This window comes from Burkholderia sp. L27(2015) (assembly GCF_009765705.1).
Lineage (GTDB): Bacteria > Pseudomonadota > Gammaproteobacteria > Burkholderiales > Burkholderiaceae > LMUX01.
The window spans coordinates 146,305-168,473 of sequence record NZ_LMUX01000027.1; the positions used below are offsets into that span (position 1 = coordinate 146,305).

The window sequence follows — 22,169 nt, forward strand, 5'->3', positions numbered from 1 at the left end:
TGCGGGCGGAAATGCGTGGCCAAATGATCGATTATCTTAAAAAAGACGGACTTGCGGGCGATCCGTCTCCTCGTTTACCCGCTGCCACTCGCGGGTCGAGCGGTGCGGCGCGCGCTCGTTTCGGTTACTGCGCGCTTCATTCGCGTAAAACGCAATAAAAACCCGTTACTTTGCGCAAAGAGGGCTCTGGGCAAACCGGCCTGTCCGCGACGCACTAGCGGCACACTCGCGACGCAAGCGCGGCCTGCCCGCTCCGCCTGCCCCCCGCCTGTCCCCGTTTACATGCGGAATAGGCCAAAACGCGTTTCCGCGATCGGCGCATTCAACGCCGCCGATAAGCCCAGACCCAGCACATTGCGGGTTTCGGCCGGGTCGATCACGCCATCGTCCCACAGCCGCGCGCTGGCGTAATACGGATGCCCTTGCGCTTCGTACTGGTCGCGGATCGGCGCCTTGAACGCCTCTTCCTGCTCGGCGCTCCAACTTTGCCCTTTCGCTTCCAAACCGTCGCGCCGTACGGTCGCCAGCACCGAAGCCGCCTGTTCTCCGCCCATCACCGAGATGCGCGCGTTCGGCCACATCCACAGGAAACGTGGCGAATACGCGCGCCCGCACATGCCATAGTTGCCCGCGCCGAACGAGCCGCCGATGATCACCGTGAACTTCGGTACCTTGGCAGTCGCCACGGCGGTCACCATCTTGGCGCCGTTGCGCGCGATGCCCTCGTTCTCGTATTTACGCCCGACCATGAAGCCGGTGATGTTTTGCAAGAAAATCAGCGGGATCTTGCGTTGGCAGCATAGCTCGATGAAGTGCGCACCCTTGAGCGCAGATTCGGAAAACAGGATGCCGTTGTTCGCGATAATGCCGACCGGATAACCCCACAGATGCGCAAAGCCGCACACCAGTGTCGTGCCGTAACGCGCCTTGAATTCATCGAATGCAGAATCGTCGACGAGCCGGGCGATGATCTCGCGGATATCGAAGGGCTTGCGCGTATCGACCGGAATCACGCCGTAGACGCTTCTCGGGTCGAAGCGCGGCGGCAGCGGTTCGCGCACTTGCAGCGTGGTCGGCTTGGTGCGGTTAAGGTTGGCGACGATACTGCGAGCAATTTTGAGCGCATGAGCGTCGTTCTGCGCGAGGTGATCGACCACGCCCGACAAGCGAGTATGAACGTCGCCGCCGCCCAGATCTTCCGCGGTCACCACTTCGCCGGTCGCGGCTTTCACGAGCGGCGGGCCGCCCAGGAAAATCGTGCCCTGGTCCTTGACGATGATGGACTCGTCGCTCATCGCGGGGACATAGGCGCCGCCCGCCGTGCAGGAACCCATCACCACCGCAATTTGCGGGATGCCTTCAGCCGATAGATTGGCCTGGTTGAAAAAGATCCGGCCGAAGTGATCGCGGTCGGGGAACACCTCGTCCTGATTGGGCAGGTTGGCGCCGCCTGAGTCCACGAGATAGACGCAGGGCAGGCAGTTTTCGGCGGCGATTTCCTGCGCGCGTACGTGCTTTTTGACGGTAATCGGGTAATACGTGCCGCCCTTGACGGTAGCGTCGTTGCAGACGATCACGCATTCCTGGCCGGAGATCCGTCCGATGCCGGTGATGATGCCGGCGCCGGGCGCATCGTCGTTGTACATGCCGTAGGCCGCCAACTGGGAAAACTCCAGGAAGGGCGTGCCCGGATCGATCAACTGCGCGACACGTTCGCGCGGCAGCAGCTTGCCGCGTCCCAGGTGCTTCTGGCGCGCGGCTTCGCCGCCGCCGGCCGACAGCGTGGCGACTCGCTGGTACAGGTCGTCGACCAAGGCCTGCATGGCCGTGGTGTTGGTGTGAAAATCGTCGGAGCGAACGTTGAGCTGCGTTTCTAGTATCGGCATAAGAGTCTTAGCAAAAATTCCCGCTTAATGTGCAGTTCGGCGCGGTTCGGGCACCGTCAAGATGCGCCGCAACGTTGGCGCACACCGGGAGCGAACAGAGATTCACGTCAGAAGATCGCCATCGACGTAGCGCCACTGGTCGCCAGTGCGCTCGAAGCGGCTTACTTCATGCAGGCGGTGCGCGCGACCGCCTATTTTGTAGCGCGCGATAAATTCGACCTCCGCATGCGTGGCATCGAGCTGCGCACTGCGCTTTACGCTCAGGCCAAGCCAATGGGTTTTCTGGCCGGCGTCGACGCCGGCCTCCAGGTCGACCGGGCAGGTGTCGGGATGCCAGGTCTGGCGCAAGTACGTATGAGCCTGCAGCACATAGGCGGTATAGCGCGAGCGCATCAGCTCGCTAGCGTCGTGCGCGGGGAGCTGCCCATCGATGAGCCGGCCGCAACATTGATCGTAAGACGCACCCACTGGCTGACCGCCGCAAGGGCAGGTGGCGGATGCGCTTTCGAGCCGCGCCTGCGCCGTTACCACGGCAACACCTGACCGTCGTATCGTTTGAACGCGCCATTGTCCTCGCGGGTCGCTGCGGCGATTACCTGTCGCATGCCGCTTACGCTGTCTTCGATCGCCAGCGCCCCACCCTCGCCGCCCATATCGGTGCGTACCCAGCCTGGGTGTAGGGTAAGGCAGGTCGCGGTTTTCGCTTCCAGCGCGGCGCAACCCAGCACGGCGTTCAATGCGGCCTTGCTGGCGCGATACAACCACCCCGTGGTGCCGGTGGCACTGCCGATACTGGCCATCACGCTGGAGAGCACCACCAGCTTGCCGGATGCCGCTTCGACCAGCGGCAGCAGGATCGGAATCATCTGCATCGGCGCGCGCACGTTGGTATGCATGACGGTGTCGAAATCGCGATCACTCACGACCTCGACACCCTCGGTTCGCGGACCGAACACCCCTGACACCAACAGCGCGAGGTCCAGCGTTTCGCCGTCCAGTTGCCAGGCAAGCCCCGCGATCTGCTCGGCTTGCGTGACATCGAGAAAGAAGCTTTGCGCGCCCAACGCTTCCACGGCCTTGGCGGCTGCGTCATCACGTACGGTTGCCAGCACACGCCAGCCGGCCGCGCTGTACTGCCGCACAAATTCGAGACCGAGGCCGCGCGATGCGCCGACTACTAAAACAGATTTCATGAAAGCAGGTCTTGTCTTAAGGTTAGGGTTTGCTTTAGAACAATTCCAGCGCCATCGCGGTGGCTTCGCCGCCGCCTATGCACAGGCTCGCGACGCCGCGCCGCGCGCCTTGTTTGCGCAGCGCGCCCAGCAAGGTCACCAGAATCCGCGCGCCGGACGCACCGATCGGATGGCCTAATGCGCAGGCACCGCCGTGGATGTTGACCTTTTCGTGCGGCAGCTTGTGCTCGTGCATGGCCGCCATCGCAACCACCGCGAATGCTTCGTTGATTTCGAACAAATCCACCTGCTCGGCGCGCCAGCCGGTCTTGTCGAACAGCTTGCGCAGCGCGCCTACCGGCGCGGTGGTGAATAAATTCGGTTCCTGCGCGAAGCTCGCATGCCCCACCACGCGCGCGAGCGGGTTGAGCCCCAACTGCTCGGCTTTCGATGCCCGCATCATGACGAGCGCCGCGGCACCGTCGGAAATCGACGACGAGTTGGCGGCCGTCACGGTGCCATCCTTGGCGAACGCGGGTTTGAGCTGCGTAATCTTTTCCGGGTTGGCGTTGGCGGGTTGTTCGTCGTGCTTCACGATCACGTCGCCTTTCTTGCCGCTCACGGTCACCGGTGCAATTTCCCAGTCGAACGAACCGTCCTCATTGGCGAGCTTGGCGCGACGCAGCGATTCGATCGCGTACGCATCCTGCGCGGCGCGACTGAATTGATACTGACCCGCGCAAGCCTCGGCGAACACGCCCATCAAGCGGCCTTTTTCGTACGCGTCTTCGAGGCCGTCGAGAAACATGTGATCGAGCACCTGGCCGTGGCCCATGCGCATGCCGCTGCGCGCCTTGGGCAGCAGGTAAGGAGCGTTGGTCATGCTTTCCATGCCGCCGGCGATCACCACGTCCACCGAGCCCGCGGCCAGCATGTCGTGGGCGAACATCGCCGCGCGCATGCCTGAGCCGCACATTTTATTGACGGTGGTGGCGCCGGTCGCCAGCGGCAGGCCCGCGCCCAGCGTAGCCTGGCGTGCCGGCGCTTGGCCCTGGCCCGCGGGCAGCACGCAGCCGAACACCACTTCATCGATCTGCGCCGGTTGCAAGCCGGCACGTTCGAGCGCGGCGCGTATCGCAACGGCGCCGAGCTGGGGCGCAGTCACGGACGCGAAGTCGCCCTGAAAGCCGCCAATCGGCGTGCGGGCGGCGGCAGTAATCACAATGGGATCGTGCTGGGTCATGTTGGTCTCCTTGCGCAATCAGCGTGGGCTATGCGGTTGTCGATAGCGGCTGCTGCAAATAACAATGGGTTAGTCCGCCTGGCGTGATTCGCCGGCGTTGTATTGGTCTTGCCGATGATGGTGGTCGCCACCGCGCTTGCCCAGGTTGTCGATACAGACGGCATAGGTCGTATCGAGTGCGGCAGCTTCGCTGACCGTCATACCGAGGTCGCGGATCTTGCCGTCGTGTATGCCGTAGGCCCACGCATGCACGGTCACGTCCTGCTGGCGCGCCCACGCGTCTTGCACGATGGTGGTACGGCATACATTGACAGCTTGCTCGACGGCGTTGAACTCGACCAGGCGGCGATGGCGTACTTCGCCCATCGGCCAGTTCTCGAGCAGAGCCGCATGCTTTTCGTGGACGTCGTGAACGTGGCGCAACCAGTTGTCGGCCAGACCGACACGGTGGCCGAACAACGAAGCGCCCACGCCCGAACAGCCATAGTGGCCCACCACCATGATGTGTTTGACCTTGAGCACATCGACGGCGAACTGTATGACCGACAAGCAGTTCAGGTCGGTATGAACGACCACGTTGGCGATATTGCGATGCACGAACACTTCGCCCGGCGGCAGTCCGATAATCTGGTTCGCCGGCACGCGGGAGTCGGAGCAGCCGATCCATAAGAACTCGGGGGTTTGCTGCGCCACCAGCCGAGAAAAATAATCGGGATCGACGGAGAGCTTGCGCGTGACCCACGCTTCATTATTGCGGAACAGATGTTCGAGCGAATAATGCTGATGGGGGGCGGCCGATGTCTCTGGATTCGCCGATGGAGTCGATGCTGAGATGTCTTTGTCGGTCATGATTATGCGTGAACGTTAGTGTCGATGTTGATGTGCGAAGCGGTCGTCGCTGAGCCCGATGTGCCGGATGCACTTGACGCGAAGGCGGGCGACGATGATGCCAGGGTTGCCGATCGCGAGCGATCATGCGCCGCGCCGGCGAATTGCTGTGCATAGCGGCGCACGAAACGCAGCGCGCCATCGTAAGGGAAGTACTCCAGTGTCTCACCCTTCAGAATTCTATCCTTGTGAGTCTGCCACAACCCCGGGTCGAAGAAATCCGCATGATGCCGCATGAAGTGGCGGCGCACGCGCTCATCGCCGAGCAGGAACGTATCGTACGTCTGCGGGAAAATATCGTGTGGCCCGACCGCGTACCAAGGCTCGCTCGACATCTCGTCTTCCTCGTTGCGAGCCACGGGCACCCGGCGCACATTGCAGTCGGTCAGGTATTCAATCTCGTCATAGTCGTAAAACACGACCCTGCCGTGGCGGGTTACGCCAAAGTTCTTGTACAGCATGTCGCCAGGAAAAATATTGGCCGAGATCAATTCCTTGATCGCGTTGCCATATTCGATGATGCCATGCTCGACCTGCGCATCGCTGCCTTCCTGCAAATAGATATTGAGCGGAATCATGCGGCGCTCGATATATACGTGGCGAATCACGATATTGTCGTCTTCATACTCGATCATCGACGGCGCGTCGCGTTCGAGCTCGCGTATCAGCGCGTTGTCCAGCCTCGACAGCGGCAGCGCGACACTCGAGTATTCGAGCGTGTCGGCCATGCGACCGAGGCGGTCGTGCTGTTTGACCAGCACATACTTGCTTTCGACCTGCTCACGGGTGGTCTCCTTGGGCGGCGGAAACACATCCTTGATGATCTTGAAGACGTAAGGAAACGAGGGCAGCGTAAATACCAGCATCACCATGCCCTTGATGCCGGGCGCGATGACAAACTTATCGCTCGAATGTGACAGATGGTGAAGCAGGTCGCGGTAGAACAAATTCTTGCCCTGCTTTTGCAAACCGACCGACGTGTAGAGTTCGGCGTTGGATTTGCCCGGCATCAGCGTGCGCAGGAATTCCACATGCGCCGAAGGCACTCCCATGTCCACCAGGAAGTACGAGTAAGAAAAGCTGAACAGGATAAGCAGTTGTTCGCGCTTGAATAGGGCGGTGTCGATGACCAGCCCGTTTTGCCCGAAGTGCCGGATCGGCAGCACGAAGGGCATGACTTGATCGCCGTTGATGATGCGGCCGATCACATAAGCGGCCTGATTGCGAAAGTAGAGCGAGGACAGCACATGAATCTGGAAATTGGGCTTGGCATCGATTTCGCCATATTCCTCGTGCAGCGCCTGAATCACGCATGCGACGTCGCGTCGCAAATCGTCGAACGGCAAATCGAGCTGGAAATTGGTGATGACGCGTTCGAGCGTGGGCGATAGGCCGTCGCGTTCCAGGTAGTAGGCGCGATAGGTCGGTTTGGCGGCGGGTTCGTCGTTCTCGATGTATTCGGTCGATACCGCCGGACGCACGAAAATGAAATCGTTATTGAAGTAAGAACGATGCAGGATTCTGCAGCATACCGAATTGAAAAACGTTTCGGCGCATTCGGGCTGGCGGTGGTGGATCAGCAGACCGATGAAATGCAGTTTGATCTGCTGCCATATTTCCGAGTCCAGATTTTCTGCGTCGTACTTATCGACCAACGCATGCGTGCATTCGCGCACGCGCTCGTCATACGAGGCGATCCGCTCGCGCGACAGGCGCTGCATGCCCAACCAGTCGCGGCGCTCGAACACCTGCATGGCGTTGAGCGCGGCTTCCCCAAAAATACGATAGTGACGGTCGAAACCGTCGAGTATCGTCTGCGCCGCATCGAAACCGATTTGCGATGACAGAAGTTTGGGAAATGGATACATGCTGTGTCCAGGAATGGGTCGCTGTGCCGTGGGATGTTGAGCGCGTCGCCGCTAGGCCTTGCTCGGGCTTAGAGCGTTTCGGCGAACAACTCGCGACCGATCAGCATACGGCGAATTTCGCTGGTGCCGGCGCCAATTTCGTATAACTTGGCATCGCGCCACAAGCGTCCGACCGGATATTCGTTGATGTAGCCGTTACCTCCCAGGATCTGGATCGCTTCGCCGGCCATCCAGGTGGCTTTTTCCGCGGTGTACAAAATCACGCCGGCGCAGTCCTTGCGCACCTGCCGCACGTGCTCCGCGCCGATCGCGTCGAGCTGCTGCCCGACCGCGTATACATAGGCGCGGCACGCTTGCAAGGTGGTGTACATGTCGGCCACTTTGCCCTGAATCAACTGGAATTCGCCGATTGCCTGGCCGAATTGCTTGCGATCGTGGATATACGGCACGACAGAGTCCATGCAGGCCACCATGATGCCCAGCGGGCCACCGGCCAGGACTGCGCGTTCGTAGTCGAGGCCGCTCATCAGCACTTTGACGCCGCCATTGAGCGTGCCGAGGATGTTTTCGACCGGCACTTCGACGTTATTGAACACCAGTTCGCCGGTGTGCGAACCGCGCATTCCCAGTTTGTCGAGCTTTTGCGCCACCGAGAAACCTGCCATGCCTTTCTCGACGATAAACGCGGTCATGCCGCGCGAGCCGGCTTCCGGGTCGGTCTTCGCGTACACCACCAGCGTGTCGCAATCGGGGCCGTTGGTGATCCACATCTTGGTGCCGTTGAGCACGTAGTGGTCGCCTTTCTTGTCGGCGCGCAGCTTCATGCTGACAACATCCGAGCCGGCGTTGGGTTCGCTCATGGCGAGCGCGCCGATATGGTCGCCTGAAACCAGCTTGGGCAGGTATTTGCGCTTTTGGGCTTCGTTGCCGTTGCGGCGAATCTGGTTGACGCACAGGTTCGAATGCGCGCCGTACGACAGGCCGACCGACGCCGACGCGCGTGAAATCTCTTCCATCGCGATCATGTGCGCGAGGTAGCCCATATCGGAGCCGCCGTATTCCTCGGAAACGGTCATGCCGAGCACACCGAGGTCGCCGAGTTTTTTCCAGAGATCCATCGGGAATTGGTCGGTGCGATCCATTTCGGCCGCGCGCGGCGCGATTTCCTTGGCGGCGAAATGGCTGACCGTTTCGCGCAACATTTCGACGTCTTCGCCCAAGGAAAATTTCAGGCCGGGTAGCTCAATCATGGTTGTCTCCAATGCAAAGTGTGAGTTTTAAGGGGGCGTTCGGGCCCGCTTGAATCTGCTAACGGATCTGCCTGAGTCCGCTTAGTTTTGTTTAAACATGCTCGAATCGCGCATTAAGCGGTGCTGGGTTCTCGATGGTTGGCAAGCAATGTGCGGCATTGCGCTTCGTATTGGTCGAGCTCCGCAAGCGTTGCGGTCAGGTCTTCGAGTTGCCGCTCCAGTACCTGGCGTTGCGACGCCAGTGAATCGAGGAACGCAGTAAGCTGAGGGAGGGTGTCGCCGGGCGATTCGTACAGATCGAGCAATTGCTTGATTTCGAGCAGCGAAAAGCCCAGCCGCTTGCCGCGCAGCGTCAATTTAAGGCGGGTGCGGTCGCGCGGCGTGTAGATTCTGCGCAGGCCGCCGGAGCCTTCCCGGGTAGGGGCCAGCAGCCCCTGATCCTCGTAGAAGCGGATGGCGCGAGTGGTTATGTCGAATTCGCGGGCCAAATCCGTGATTGTGTAGTGAGTCCTCACTACGTCGGCAACGCCTGAAGCGCGGTCGTTCATCGATGGTCTCCTCGAAGAACCGATTTTTAACGGGCGCCTGTCGCTTTGCATGGTGCCAGCGGCCAAAGGCGCTACAATAACGTTAACGTTAGCGTCAACCGAAAGAGAATGCAAGCCCGGAAAACCCGTCACCGTGATTCCTGGGGAATTTTGGCTGGTGGCGGTCGCAGGATAGTATTTTCTCAATAACCGTACTGAGAGTTTCTAAGCCCATGAATGCACTCGAACATCAGCTCGACTACGTTTTCCAGGACACACTGCCGGCCTCGGGCACGACCTTCGAGGTGGCGCCGGGGATATTTTGGCTACGCATGCCGCTGCCGTTTGCACTCGACCACATCAATCTGTGGCTGCTGCGCGATCAGGATGAAAACGGTAGTCCGGGTTGGACGATTATCGATTGCGGCATCAGCGATGAAACGATCAAGCGGCATTGGGAGGAAATCTTCGAGCAGCATCTGGAAGGGTTGCCGGTGCTAAGGGTTATCTGCACGCACTTTCATCCTGATCACCTGGGGCTGGCCGATTGGTTGACCCGTGGCGGCGACAAGGCGCGCTGGAATGTGCGCTTATGGATGACGCTGGGCGAATATACGATGGGGCGTGTGCAGGCCGCAGGCACCGCGCAGGGTTCGAGCGCGGGGGGCGAAGCGGCTGCGCAGCATTTTGCCAGCCACGGCCTGACGGATCCTGAAGGGCTCGCGCAGATTCGCGAGCGTGCGGGATATTTCACGCGTCTGGTGCCGTCGATGCCGCCGGCGTATCGGCGCTTGCGTGAGGGCAATTTCGTGACCATCGGTGCGCATAGCTGGCAGGTGATCACGGGCTATGGCCATTCGACCGAGCACTGCGCGTTGTATTGCGAGGAGTTGAAGGTGCTGATTTCGGGCGATATGGTACTGCCGCGTATCTCTACCAATATTTCGGTTTTTGATATTGAGCCTGAGTCCAATCCGCTGGCGCTGTATTTGGAATCACTGGAGCGCTATGAGCCGCTGCCGACGGATACGTTGACGTTGCCCTCGCATGGCAAGCCGTTTCGTGGGTTGCAGACGAGACTGCAACAATTGCGTGAGCATCATGTGGCCCGCCTGGCTGAGGTGCGCGAGGCTTGTGCTGTTGCGCCGCAGAGTGCTGCGGATATCGTGCCTGTGATGTTTAAGCGCAAGCTCGATTTGCACCAGATGACGTTCGCGTTGGGCGAGGCGCTGGCGCATTTGCATTTGTTTTGGCATGCGGGGGAGTTAAAGCGGACGAAGGGCGAGGACGGGGTGTGGCGGTTCGGTGTGGTTGCGGATTGAATCGTGAATCTTTCGTGCCGAACGCCCTGGTAATCGAGTCTTGTTTCTTCGGCGAGACCGATCTTAAAAGTAAAAAACCTGTAGTTTCATCGGCTCGATCGTTCGGATAGGGCACTGCCGTTCTCACGGTAGTCGGTCTCTGGCAGCGCCCGGCTGCCTCGGAGGCCTCTCACCTCAGCACCTCCTGACGATAACTTCCCCGTGTATCGTCAGCCATGAAAACTCAGATCAAATACCTGGATCATCCAGCGCTTGCGGAAGTGCGGACGCTGTTCGCGCTGGCATGGCCTGTGGTCGGAAATAACCTTGTCGTCTCGCTGATGAGTTTCACCGATGTGGTGATGGCGGGGCGTCTCAGCGGGGCAGACCTTGCCGCTGTCGCGGTCGGCAGCAATGTTTGGTTGCTGTTCTTCTTTGCCGCGCGAGGCGTATTGGCCGCGCTGTCGCCAATCATCTCGCAGCATCATGGGGCACGGCGGATCGATCTGATCGGCTCCTACGTGCGTCACGGAGTAGCGCTCGCTTTGGTGCTCTCGCTAGCGGTGCTGACCACGCTGCATTTCGGCGCGGGCCCTCTGCTCGAAGCGGTAGGTATCGATCCACCGCTGCGCATCATGGCAACGGACTTCGTCAAAGCCATTGCTTGGGGTGCGCCGGCATTGTGTGTATTCCTGGTGTTCCGTTTTGCGCTGGAAGGCATGGGCTCGACTCGGCCGATTTTCTTCCTGTCGATCATCGGTTTGCTTTTCAACGTCGCGACCAACTTCGTCTTTGTATACGGTTACCTCGGTGCGCCCGCAATGGGAGGGGTTGGTTGCGGTGTCGCCAGCGCTCTGTCGATGTGGCTGATTCTCTTGATCACAGTCGCTTACGTACTTCGCTCGAGATGGTTGGACGTTCTGCGTAACGTTGTGCCGGGCCGTGCCACAAGCCGCATTCCATGGGAAATACTGCGATTGGGCGCACCCATCGCGGGAGCTGTCGTCGCCGAGAACGGATTCTTCGTGGCCGCCACCCTGGTCATGGGTAGGATATCGGTGAACGCCGCGGCCGCTCATCAGATTGCCATGAACTACGCTTCTATGATGTTCATGATCCCAATGGCGCTTGCCTCCGCGTTGGCCGTTCGGGTAGGCGGTGCGGTCGGCGAGGGAAACTTGGTCGAGGCCCGTAAGCGCGGAACGGTAGGAATTTTGGCGTGCGCGGTCGTAATGACAATATCCGCGATGGTGCTCCTTACCTTGCGTCGCCAGATCACCGGGCTGTACACGGTCGATCCGGAAATATCCTCGATCGCCGCTTCCCTATTGTTGATTGCGGTCGTCTTCCAGATCTCGGACGGCCTGCAGGTAGGCTGCAGCGGCGCCTTGCGTGGGTTCAAGGACACACTGGTGCCATTCGTGATTGCAGTGACCGCCTATTGGGTGATCGGCTTTCCGCTGACGTGGTACGCATCGCAACAGATACCCGCAGATCCTGAGCAAGTATGGTGGGGTTTTGTTATCGCGCTGACGATCGCGGCGGTGCTTATGATTGCGCGTTTCACCGTATTCACTCAGAGGCTTATACGGACTGGACACGCGCCCATGTCCGCCTTTCCCACGGTTAGTCACTGACCCGAAACGGTCCGCTGCTCACTCCACCGAAACGCAACCGAAGTGTCGGCTCCGAACGGCTCGATCTGATATCCACTCAAATTCGCATGTCTCTACGACTACCGCTCACTTCGCATCAAGCCAAGCTCGCATTGAAAGCTCCGGTAATCGAGCCTTATTTTCTCTTTAGGATCCGTCTTGAAAATAAAAAGCCGTAGTTTCTTCGTTCCGCTAGGCGCTTCCATTGTTCCGGCCAGGAGCCATTGTTCTCGCGACAGCCGGTCTCACCCGACCGTCACGAATTGTTTTGAGGGGGGGCAGTCGATGGTTCTGTGTAATCGGATTCAGTGTGAGATCCGTATCGACCTTCCTGGCTTCATTCTTCATGGTTGCATTTGGGCAAGACCACCAGCGAGCTCTATACGCCATCCTCATATCGATTGCACTCGTTAGAAGATTCGCAAGCGAGGCCGAAATATATCAAGGAATGAAATCGTGTCAATTTCTCCGCTGCCACCTCTCGCGTCATTGGTGTACTTCGACGCCGCCGCGCGCCACGGTAACTTGTCCAAAGCGGCGACTGAACTGGGCGTGACACCAAGCGCAGTCAGCCGACAGGTGATGCACCTAGAGGAATTCCTAGGCCGCCCCCTATTCGTGAGAAAAAAAGGTCGAATGGCTATGACCCCCGCTGGACAGCAGTACGCGGAGCAAGTCCACGCTCTATTGATCGATTGCGCAGACTTTACCGGCAAGCAAATGAAATCCAACGGTTCGCACAGTCTTACGATCGCTTGCGCGGCAGGGACTTGCACGCTTTGGTTAGGCCCACGAATACGCCTATTTCAGGCCGCTTATCCGGATATCAAAGTGCGGATTATCGTACACGAGAGCGTTCGAAACCTGTCCACGGCTACGTTTGACGTCGCGATTTATTATTTCAGGGAGTCCCTGCTTCCCTACCTGGCTGGCGAAAAAATCATAGACGAGAGGGTCCACGCCTACTGTGCTCCGGAATATTTGGATGGCGCCAAATTGGCACCTCATATGTTGTTGGACAAAACCTTGCTGGTCGCAGAGGATCAGCAACTGCAATGGATGCAGTGGTGCGACTGGTTCAAATTATGCGGCGTCTCTACACCAAAATATCAGTATGCGACTATCTCCAACCATTATCCCATACTGGCGCAAATGGCGACGCAAGGCCAAGGGATCGTACTCGGCTGGGAAAAAATGATCGATTCCTTGGTGCATGACGGAAAATTGGTCAAAGCATCGGATGCCTACGCAAGTTACGGCGGGGGCTACTACGTGGTGTGGCCAACCACTCGGCGACAATGTATGGCCAGCCGGTTATTTAAAGAATGGGTTCAATCGATCCTCACGTAACCACATGTTGAAGTAGTAGGTCATGGGGCCGCCCGCCACATACGTCGATCTTGCCACCGGCATCTACTCCTCTCCTTTCCCATAACCCGCGAATGCTGCACAGATCGTCTCAATCCCGTAGACATCATTCTCAATGCGTTGAATTTTATGAGATCACTATTCTTAAATAGGAGATAGAAAATCCGAGCCGGCAACTGAGGCAGCCGCGCGGGTTTCCGAAATCGCAAAAGGTGTTGCACATTTTCATTCCACGCGGAGGGCGAACAGAGGTACGCTTGTGCAGGCTCGATGGTCGTGTCCAACGATTAGAAGTCACTCTTGACTTGCGCAGAAGTATCTTACCAACAGAAAAAATTTCTCAGTAGTTAGTGATTTTATCGTGATAGATAAAATCAGTATATCTAAACGACAAAAGAAAATAGAAAGGAAAATTCTCTATGGAAGATACAGTAGGCATTGCGCGAAATTCGAACCGTATTACTGGCACTCACTATCTTCACTTGACTGGAGACACCGCGCTGCGTCGCGTAATTGGCGCGGTAATTGTCGGAAATTGCTTCGAATGGTTCGATTACATCGCCTATAGTTTTTTCTCGGTCGTGATCGCAAAGCTATTTTTCCCGACCGAGGATCCGGTGATTTCGCTATTACTAACGCTCGGGACGCTCGGTGTAGGTCTTTTCGTGAGACCGCTTGGCGGATTATGGCTCGGCGCCTACGCTGATCGCGTCGGCCGTAACGCCGCCTTGACGCTTACCATTACGCTGATGACGGTCGGAACCGCATTAATCGCGCTAGCCCCGACCTACGCACAAATCGGCATCGCCGCGCCTGTGATTATCGTACTCGCTCGACTCCTGCAAGGCTTCGCGGTAGGTGGTGAAATGGGCAGTGCCGCGGCCTTGCTGATTGAGCGTATTCCGCCCAACCGTCAAAATTACTACACCAGTTGGATACAAGCTGGCGTAGGCATGTCAATTTTGCTCAGCGCTGGCTTCGGCTTCTATCTGACCTCCCAACTCGATCCGTCAGCTTTGAACAGTTGGGGTTGGCGCATGCCATTTCTGTTGGGCATATTGCTTGGTCCGATAGGACTTTACATTCGGCGGCAGGTTGCAAATCACGTCCAAGCGGGCAAAAGCTCGAACGCTCGCACGCCGTTGCGTGAGATTTTTCATCTGCATTTAAGATCGACCATAACAGGCATGGGCCTCACGGCGTTGTGGACAATTTGTTCCTACGTACTGTTGTTTTATATCCCCACTTATTCGGCCGCGGCTTTGCATCTGCCGATTGTTATTGGGTTCTCTGCCGTGTTGGTCGGCGGACTGACCGCTTTTTGCCTGACGCCAATCATGGGCTTCTTAGCTGATCGTCACGGGGCGCGCCGGTTCCTTGTCGGAGCTGCTGCGTCGATATTCGCGCTTGCATACCCGATGTTCGCTCTCATCAATGTGCATCCAGGAATTGTGACCTTGTTGATGTTCCAGTTGGTCTTTGGTGTCTTGATCGCCTGCTATGAGGGGGCTGTGTTGGCTGTGCTCGCAAATCTCTTTCCGAATCGAGTTCGTTCAAGCGGAATCGCTGTCTCATACAACGCCGCAGTGATTCTATTTGGTGGTTTTGCAGCGGTCATTTTGACGTGGCTGATCGCCGTCACGGGAAGTAATTTAGCGCCGGCATTCTATGTAATGGGCGCGGCAGCGATTAGTGCATTGGCCGGAATTTGTTATCGAAATAGTGAACCCGGCAGCAACTGACGCGCATCGATTTAGCGTGAGAGTTTGACAAAACTTGTACTTAATAAGGAGGATATTCAAGATAACTAAATTTTGAGAAGAAAGCAGCTGACGCCGGTGCTACCAACACCGGCGTCAGCCTGACCATCGAAAAACCTGAGAGGCTCTGAATGGCTAGCAATATTATAGCGCGTGGTAACGTCACCGCGCGCACCTTGTCGAGTTGGCGCACACGAGACGGCATCCCATGTCGTCTCCATCGAACATTCGTAGCGGTGTTTCCAAAATTCCCGTGCTTCATAAATTGGGGGAATGCGCACTGGATGCTTCAAAATACTACGACGTTTGACCGCGATCAGCGTTGCAGCACCGCGTTCCTCGCGCCTGTCGCAAGGAGCGCTAGACGATGAGCGATCAAGTTAAAAAACTGTCGAGTAACGTGATCTCTGAGCAAGTTACTGGGGATACTCGGCAAGGCGAAGCGTCTCCTGCTGGCGCGCCTTTAGTCGGTCCTCCGCATCCGCGCCCGCCCATCAATATTGCGTCCCCCAATCATGAAATATGTCTGGAAAAGTTGCATGGTTGGATCGGTGCGATCCAAATCGAGGGTGTCATCGAACGGGCGGGTCGAGTGCTGTGGGCTAAGGATCTTGGCGTGACCCCTGATTGTTACCGCCTGTACGTACGAAAAATCGATGGCTCACTACAGTCGCTCAGCGACTACCGCACCGAACAACAGGCGCTTGATATGGCAGAGCGTCTGATAGAGGTCTGCGCGATGGTAAGCAACCCAGATTTCTGGCGATGTAATAGGGATTATGAGCGACTGCTCGCGAGCAAGCTTCGACGGCCGCCCGAGCTAGCGGCACCCAAAAATGAATGAGGTCCTCGTCTTTGAAGCGGAGTTACTTGTCGCTCGCGAATGTGTCCGCATTAAGTTGATCACTTTCGACACCTGCGTATTTTTGGAGCGCGAGTTAACTCACGCCGATGGCACGTCATTCATACATGGTCTACCTATCGGGAGTGAAAATGAATTGAACAGTTTCATTGCGAACGATCCGTATTTCCTTCAATTAGATTTCCGCTATAAGGCCCTTCGGGAGAAATATCGAAACCTGATAGCAGCGCGGAAGGAAGCCCCTTAGAGTGCAGAAAGCATAGCGTTCGGAGACGAAAGTGTCGGATCAATTAAATGAAACAATTCGAACGATAAACAGGTTAGATGAGTGTGTGCATGATGCTCAAGTTAGCAAGCTGATGAAGGATCTACTCCCTGGGTTTGGAGCGGACGCGTATATTTTTTCGACCTTTTCTCCGAACTCAGAGGGCCACGCGAGCGCTTACCGTTTTTTGATCGGATGCCGTCCCGAATGGATGCAGGTCTATCAGCATCGTCATTGGTATAGCAACGACCCATACTTTTACTACGCGCGCTATAACCAGGCGCCTGTTTCTGCGCGGCGCGTCGCTCTTTTCAGTGGAGGCCAACGAGAAATGCTCGAAACAGCGCGCAGATACGGTTTGCGAAGCAGCGTTATCGTGCCCGTCCATGCTCGCGCCACGGCACTAATTGGGGTGTTGCAAATTAGTAATGCTGCCGAGCCAGAACATGGAGGTGAAACGAGGCTAATGCAATATAAGGCTCTCTTTCGAGGCATCGCGGGGTCGTTACTGGACAGCCGGATAGCATCACAAGAACGCTTCTTAGTTAAAAGATTCGAACTCAGTGAGACGGAATTGTGGGCTTTACGGAGAGTTTTACGCGGAGAGTCTGCCCGTGAGGTTGCTTCTCAATTGGGCCGGTCCGTCGCCACTGTGTACGCGCTGTACGCGCGTATCAATGCAAAAATGAGAGTAGGTCGGGTTACGGCTGCTGCAAAGCTAGCCTTCCAGCAGGGCCTCTTGATTTAGCTTTTCGAGAATTTCTCATAACCAGCGACGGAGGGGGGATCTGAGCATGGTCGTGTAGGTGGATGACACATACGCTTCGGTGCAATTACGACCCCCGTTATATTAAGACTAGATGCTTGAGCCAACCGGGCCGGTCATATCGTTAGGATAACAAAATATGGTGATGGTGTAAGTAGCATTGGATGGGGAAAAAATCAATCGCAATTCGCGAGGGTGTTTTCGAGGCGGAGTGGTTCTAGAATCGAAGACATCAAACGAGTGGACTTGGAGAGGGACGGTGAAATAAGGGCGTTGGCAAAGCTGTTGTGCGCTGAGCATGGAAGGCATGCTTTTCAATGTGCCTCCTCCGACAGGTTCGTTTGTTCAAAAGATGATTCGCTCTATCTCGGCAACCATGGGCGCATGAGATGGAACGCTAAAAGAATGCCGGCAACACTTACTGGCATCCACGCAAGGGGGAACCTTGCATCTAAATATGGAGCACGTCATGGAAGAAATTCTGAGCTATTTTGAAGCTGATGAATTTGATGGAATCGTCGGTTCGTTCATCGTAGGTTGGTAAGCTTTTGTTGAGAGAGGGGGGGGCTGGCCCCCCCCTTTTATCTTTTGGGAGGGCTATGAACTTAATATCCGACAAGTCGATGATCAAATTTGATCGCCAATTTCCTGTACATAATTTTTTTTTCCCAAGCCAGGGAAAGGAGATTTCAAAAAAATCAGTTTGCGAGATTTTTGAGGAAGCCAAAAGCCAAGTCAAAGGGCGAGCGCTGTATTTTCATATCCCATTTTGTGACACGATTTGCAACTTTTGCCCTTTCACACGAGGAAAATATTCGGATCGGACCGTGATCGAAAAGTATTTCGAGTCTTTGCTCACTGAGATCAAAATAAAAGCCGGTTCAATCGATTTGAGCGGAACCCCGATTAGGGCGATTTTTTTTGGAGGGGGGACGCCGAGCTTGCTCGATCCCGATCAGATCATTCGCCTCGGGGAGCTTATTCAAAATACTTTTGATCTTTCGCAATTGCGCGAGTTTTCCTTCGAGATCGAGGTCAAGAGCTTGACTGTTGAGCGTGCACAAGCGATGCGTGCCATTGGCGTTACTCACCCGCGGTTTGGTCTTCAGACCTTCAATATGAAGTGGCGCGAGATGTTCGACCTAACTGCCTCGTTGGACCAGATCCGCGAAGCTACAGAATTACTGAAAGGGATGTTTCCCTATCAGACCTTTGACATCCTTTACGGCATGAGCGGGCAGGATGAAGAGGAGTTGATCGCTGATTTGCAGGCGGCGGTGGCGATGGGGACCACTAACGTTGACATATATCCGATTGACAACATCATGACGCAGGTTGGCCTTCACACCAAGATTGGCCACGCAGGTTTGGCTCCGACGTCGGCGATGCGCAAGTTGAGCATGAACATACTTGTCGACCAATTTATGCGACATTCAGGCTTTATGCCACATAACGGTCACGGTTATGTGCGTACTCGCCCGACGTCCGAGGTTGTAAGCGCCACGTATTCCTTTGTCTATCACGAACACGTCTATGGCTATCACGATCTCGATCTTCTCGGCTTTGGCATCAACGCCGTGAGCTCGACCATAGGTCACGTGATTACCAACACACAGAGCAGAAAGATATACCAGGAGCAACTAACTGCCGGACTGCTCCCATGCACGGTGAGCCAGCACGATAAAGCGTTGGACTATTCACGGCCTGTAATTCTCCGTCTGGCGTATCACGGGCACATAGAAAAACAGCTAGTACGTTGGGACCAGATTCATCCAGAGGTGCTGCAAAAGCTTCGGAATTTGAAAGATGAGTCGCTCGTGACCGAGGACGACGTCCGATTTTCTCTGACTAAGCTGGGTTGGTACTGGTACGTAAATATCATGTACTACTTGATGCCGAAGGCAGATCAAATGGTCATGAACCGACTGGTCGTCGACAGGCTAAAACGCGGAGGGCGTAGCTTCGTCAAGCGGGAGCTGCTTTATCCGTCAATCATGCCGCGAGCGGTGGCTTAGGAGCTAGCGGAATATGGTCGGCACGCTATTTTATGACAGGCGATTCGTCACCCTCCTATTCGGAAATTTGCTTTCCAAAGTCGGAGATGGCGTGCACGAGCTTATCTTTATCGTCCTGGCGCTAAAGGTGACAAATAACGCCATCGCCATGACGGGCTTCATTTATTTCTTTCGCTTCATTCCCTACCTTATCCTAGGGCCGATCGGAGGTTCGCTGTCAGATAGAGTGTCGCGTAAGCTGTTGATGCTGACAGCCGATATCGTCCGCATGATAGTGACGAGCGCATTTTGCGCATTGCTCGCGGTTGGCAGAGCCGATCCAATCTCACTTGCTGTCTATGGCATGCTGATGACAGCGTTCCGCTCGATCTTCCAGCCGGCGTTCCAAGCCGCTATTCCGTCATTGGTTCAGGCCAAGGCCCTTCCTGTTGCGAATGGGGCTACACAAATCGTCGCGGAGTTTGGCGGGCTCGTAGGTCCCGCAGTTGGCGGAATGGCACTTGCGTTAATCGAAAACCCAGGATATGTGCTGATCCTGGATTCGGTGACATATCTGCTGTCTGCAATGTGCATCGTGGCGGTGCGCATTCCCATCGAGCATCGGCTGGAATCGCTTTCGACGCGAATTCGAATGGGTAGCCTATACCACGAGTTTTGGCGAAATCTGCTTGGGGTCATCGCCAAGCGCCACCTGTTTATCACGATCGCCTACTCGTCTGCGTGCATCCTCTTCGTCGCTGCCGCTCTACGCATCCTTATCCCGGCGATGATGAAGAGCGCAGGCTATTCCGACAGCATGATCGGGTATGCCATGAGCTTGACCGCTCTTGGTACGATCGCGGGTGCGGTGCTGTGTGCCAGAGTGGCACGGGATTTTAGTACCACAAGTCTCATGGCGTACTGGTGTTTATATGGCCTGGTGCTGTCCATGCTGCCTGCTTGCATAGCGCACGCTTTCGCGCTTCTGATTGGTTGTGTGGTCCTTGGTATTTTTGGGGCATTCGTCGATGTGGTACTTCCGACTAATATTCAGCGCCTGTCAACCACTGGCGATATTGGAAAGAATTTCGGTCTGTTCTCAACCCTAGCAAATACCGGAGAGGCGTTGTCGGGTAGCTTCGCGGGTTTGCTCGTACTGGTTTCCTCGGTCGGCGCTAGCATCACTCTAATTGGTTTGCTGGTGGCGTCGGTAGCCTATGTAGGCAAAGTAAAATCTGCGAGATCACATGGCTGATACAGAGTATTTTGCTTACGGACGACACGTTTTAGTAGATATCGAAGATGCCAAATTTGATGTTCTAAATAACTTAGAAATCCTTCAGAAGTCCCTGGTTTCCGCCGCCGTGACGGAAGGTGTCACTGTTCTCGGCACTATGAGCAAGATATTCGAACCGTGCGGCGTCACGATTTTGCTATTGCTTGCAGAATCGCATGTATCGCTGCATACATATCCCGATCAAGGTAAAGCTTTCTTTGATGCGTTTACGTGTGGTACCGGTTTTGAGCCGACCAATATCTTTCGCTGCTTCGCGGCAGAAACGTTGGGAGGAAGCTATAAAATCACCCAGATACCTCGTGGCGACATGCCCGCGAAAGGCCCATGGCCGTGGGGACTTTAGAGGGGACCGCGGAAATCTGATTAGCCGGAGACTAACTTCATCCCCCCTCAACCGCTTGTCAGCGCCAAACGGCGAACCGGTCCATCCATTCACTCCACCGAAACACCATCAAAATTCTGCCGCCCAAACGGGCTAACCTTATACCCGCTGACATTAATACGCGTCAACGCCACCGCCGTCGGATACCCCAACGGCACCCACAATGCCTGATCGTGAATGATCTTCTGCGCAGCCTGATAATCATTCACGCGCTTGCTCCGCTCCGGCGTGCTTTTCGCGTCCGCGATCAAACGATCGAGTTCCGGATCGCAAAACCGCGCGAAGTTAATCCCCGACTGCACCGAAGCACACGCGAATTGCGGCGTCAGGAAATTATCCGGGTCCCCGTTGTCGCCTGCCCAGCCCATGAACAACAAATCATGTTGCCCTTCCTTGGCATTGCGAATCAACGTCCCCCATTCGACGATTTTCACTTGCGCACGCACGCCAATACGCGCCAGATCCGATTGCAACATTTCGGCGCCAGTCTTCGGATTCGGATTGAGCAAACTGCCACCGGGACGCGTCCAGATGGTCGTGTCAAAGCCGTTCGGATAACCCGCCGCGGTCAATAATTTCTTGGCCTCAGCGACGTTCTGCGTATACGGTTGCACGCTCGCCGCATTGCCCCAATTATTCGCAGGAAACGGGTTGATCGCCGGCGTAGCCATATCCGAGAACACCGCTTTCAAATAGGCGGGGCGATCAAACGCCATATTGATCGCCTGACGCACCCGCACATCACTCAACGGCTTATGCTGAGTATTCAGCGCAACAAACGCGGTCATGAAAGCGGGCGTTTGCAGCACCTTGAGCTTGGCATCGTCACGCGCACTAAGCACATCAGTCGGCTTAGGCGAGAGCGCGATGTCGCATTCACCAACCTTCAATTTCTGCTCCCGCACCGCCGCATCCGGTGTGATCGCAAAGATCAGACGGTCCACCTTAGGCGCAGCCCCCCAATAATGCGGATTGACGTCATAGCGGATGATCGCATCGGGCTGATAGCTGCGCAGCATGAACGGCCCCGTGCCGATCGGCTTGCTGTTGAGGTCGCCCGTGCGATTGGCCCGCAGCAACTGAGTCGTGTATTCGGCCGAATAGATCGATGCGAATCCCATCGTCAAAATCGGCAGGAAGGTCGCGTTCGGCTCACTGAGATGGAATACCACCGTGTTGTCGCCAACCTTGCTGATCGACTTGATCAGCTTGGGTAGCCCCATCGACTGTGCATGCGGAAACCCGCTGGCGCCTGCGACCTTATGCCACGGGTTATTCGCATCGAGCATGCGGTCGAACGTGAAAATCACGTCATCGGCGTTCAGCGTGCGACTGGGTTTGAAATAATCCGTACTTTGGAACTGGACGTTAGGGCGCAGATGGAAGGTATAGGTCAGGCCGTCGGCACTGATTTCCCACTTTTCGGCGAGTGCCGGCACCACGCGGTTGGTCGTTTCATCGAACGCCACCAGACCGTTGAAAATCACGTCCGCGCTGGCATTCGTGGTGACCAGCGAATTGAATTGAACGACGTCGAAGCCATCCGGGCTGGCTTCGGTACAGACGGTCAGCGGTTTGGACATCACAGCCAGCGGGACGCATAGTGCGAGGACCGCAGCGATGAATTTAAGGCGCATGACGACTCCAGAATAGGTAGGAATACCCGCTGCACGAACCGAAGAGGG

The 22,169-nt window shown here is 56.3% G+C and carries 17 protein-coding genes and 1 pseudogene; 9 read left to right on the forward strand and 9 right to left on the reverse strand.

Annotated elements, in window-relative coordinates; all coding sequences use genetic code 11:
- Window positions 1-278: 278 nt before the first annotated feature.
- From GSQ77_RS28420 to GSQ77_RS28455, 8 genes and pseudogenes are all read right to left on the reverse strand, one after another.
- On the reverse strand, window positions 279-1,886 hold the full coding sequence (locus GSQ77_RS28420) for a carboxyl transferase domain-containing protein (RefSeq protein WP_158907397.1): 1,608 nt from the start codon (window positions 1,884-1,886) through the stop codon (window positions 279-281).
- Window positions 1,887-1,988: 102 nt separating this feature from the next.
- A complete protein-coding gene (locus tag GSQ77_RS28425; RefSeq protein ID WP_158907399.1) occupies window positions 1,989-2,417 on the reverse strand; it encodes a YchJ family metal-binding protein in 429 nt (142 codons plus the stop codon).
- The gene (locus GSQ77_RS28430) at window positions 2,411-3,079 is read right to left on the reverse strand and encodes an SDR family oxidoreductase (RefSeq protein ID WP_158907401.1); all 669 of its coding nucleotides are present in this window, start codon (window positions 3,077-3,079) and stop codon (window positions 2,411-2,413) included. The genes GSQ77_RS28425 and GSQ77_RS28430 overlap by 7 nt, the downstream gene beginning before the upstream one ends.
- Before the next feature lie 34 nt (window positions 3,080-3,113).
- On the reverse strand, window positions 3,114-4,301 hold the full coding sequence (locus tag GSQ77_RS28435; protein ID WP_158907403.1) for an acetyl-CoA C-acetyltransferase: 1,188 nt from the start codon (window positions 4,299-4,301) through the stop codon (window positions 3,114-3,116).
- A 135-nt stretch (window positions 4,302-4,436) separates the two neighbouring features.
- Window positions 4,437-5,063: pseudogene (gene can / locus GSQ77_RS28440) on the reverse strand (carbonate dehydratase); the annotation flags it as partial.
- Window positions 5,064-5,152: 89 nt separating this feature from the next.
- Window positions 5,153-7,057, reverse strand: a complete 1,905-nt coding sequence (gene aceK, locus GSQ77_RS28445; RefSeq protein ID WP_158907407.1) for a bifunctional isocitrate dehydrogenase kinase/phosphatase — start codon at window positions 7,055-7,057, stop codon at window positions 5,153-5,155.
- A 68-nt stretch (window positions 7,058-7,125) separates the two neighbouring features.
- Window positions 7,126-8,307, reverse strand: coding sequence for an isovaleryl-CoA dehydrogenase (locus tag GSQ77_RS28450; RefSeq protein ID WP_158907409.1), 1,182 nt, complete (start codon window positions 8,305-8,307; stop codon window positions 7,126-7,128).
- Between the two features lie 113 nt (window positions 8,308-8,420).
- Window positions 8,421-8,822 carry a MerR family DNA-binding transcriptional regulator gene (locus GSQ77_RS28455; RefSeq protein ID WP_174246518.1) on the reverse strand — a complete coding sequence of 134 codons (402 nt, stop codon included), beginning with the start codon at window positions 8,820-8,822 and terminating at the stop codon, window positions 8,421-8,423.
- A 245-nt stretch (window positions 8,823-9,067) separates the two neighbouring features.
- On the opposite strand from GSQ77_RS28455, the gene GSQ77_RS28460 reads away from it, so the two are divergent.
- From GSQ77_RS28460 to speD, 9 genes are all read left to right on the forward strand, one after another.
- The gene (locus GSQ77_RS28460) at window positions 9,068-10,156 is read left to right on the forward strand and encodes an MBL fold metallo-hydrolase (RefSeq protein ID WP_158907413.1); all 1,089 of its coding nucleotides are present in this window, start codon (window positions 9,068-9,070) and stop codon (window positions 10,154-10,156) included.
- Window positions 10,157-10,371: 215 nt separating this feature from the next.
- Window positions 10,372-11,772 carry an MATE family efflux transporter gene (locus tag GSQ77_RS28465; RefSeq protein ID WP_158907415.1) on the forward strand — a complete coding sequence of 467 codons (1,401 nt, stop codon included), beginning with the start codon at window positions 10,372-10,374 and terminating at the stop codon, window positions 11,770-11,772.
- Between the two features lie 474 nt (window positions 11,773-12,246).
- Window positions 12,247-13,140 (forward strand): LysR substrate-binding domain-containing protein, encoded by an 894-nt coding sequence (locus tag GSQ77_RS28470; RefSeq protein WP_158907417.1) that lies wholly within the window; start codon window positions 12,247-12,249, stop codon window positions 13,138-13,140.
- 437 nt (window positions 13,141-13,577) lie between these two features.
- Complete coding sequence (locus tag GSQ77_RS28475; RefSeq protein WP_158907419.1) at window positions 13,578-14,900, forward strand: MFS transporter; 1,323 nt, start codon at window positions 13,578-13,580, stop codon at window positions 14,898-14,900.
- Window positions 14,901-15,285: 385 nt separating this feature from the next.
- Window positions 15,286-15,762 (forward strand): hypothetical protein, encoded by a 477-nt coding sequence (locus GSQ77_RS28480; protein ID WP_158907421.1) that lies wholly within the window; start codon window positions 15,286-15,288, stop codon window positions 15,760-15,762.
- A gap of 296 nt (window positions 15,763-16,058) precedes the next feature.
- Window positions 16,059-16,793, forward strand: coding sequence for an autoinducer binding domain-containing protein (locus tag GSQ77_RS28485; protein WP_158907423.1), 735 nt, complete (start codon window positions 16,059-16,061; stop codon window positions 16,791-16,793).
- A 641-nt stretch (window positions 16,794-17,434) separates the two neighbouring features.
- Window positions 17,435-18,826: a radical SAM protein gene (locus GSQ77_RS28490; protein ID WP_254067870.1), complete on the forward strand. Its 1,392-nt coding sequence runs from the start codon at window positions 17,435-17,437 to the stop codon at window positions 18,824-18,826.
- Window positions 18,827-18,839: 13 nt separating this feature from the next.
- Window positions 18,840-20,060 carry an MFS transporter gene (locus GSQ77_RS28495; protein WP_158907426.1) on the forward strand — a complete coding sequence of 407 codons (1,221 nt, stop codon included), beginning with the start codon at window positions 18,840-18,842 and terminating at the stop codon, window positions 20,058-20,060.
- Window positions 20,053-20,445, forward strand: coding sequence for an adenosylmethionine decarboxylase (gene speD, locus GSQ77_RS28500; protein ID WP_158907427.1), 393 nt, complete (start codon window positions 20,053-20,055; stop codon window positions 20,443-20,445). The genes GSQ77_RS28495 and speD overlap by 8 nt, the downstream gene beginning before the upstream one ends.
- A gap of 89 nt (window positions 20,446-20,534) precedes the next feature.
- Here speD and GSQ77_RS28505 read toward each other — a convergent pair whose 3' ends face one another.
- On the reverse strand, window positions 20,535-22,121 hold the full coding sequence (locus GSQ77_RS28505) for an ABC transporter substrate-binding protein (RefSeq protein WP_158907428.1): 1,587 nt from the start codon (window positions 22,119-22,121) through the stop codon (window positions 20,535-20,537).
- Window positions 22,122-22,169 lie beyond the last annotated feature (48 nt).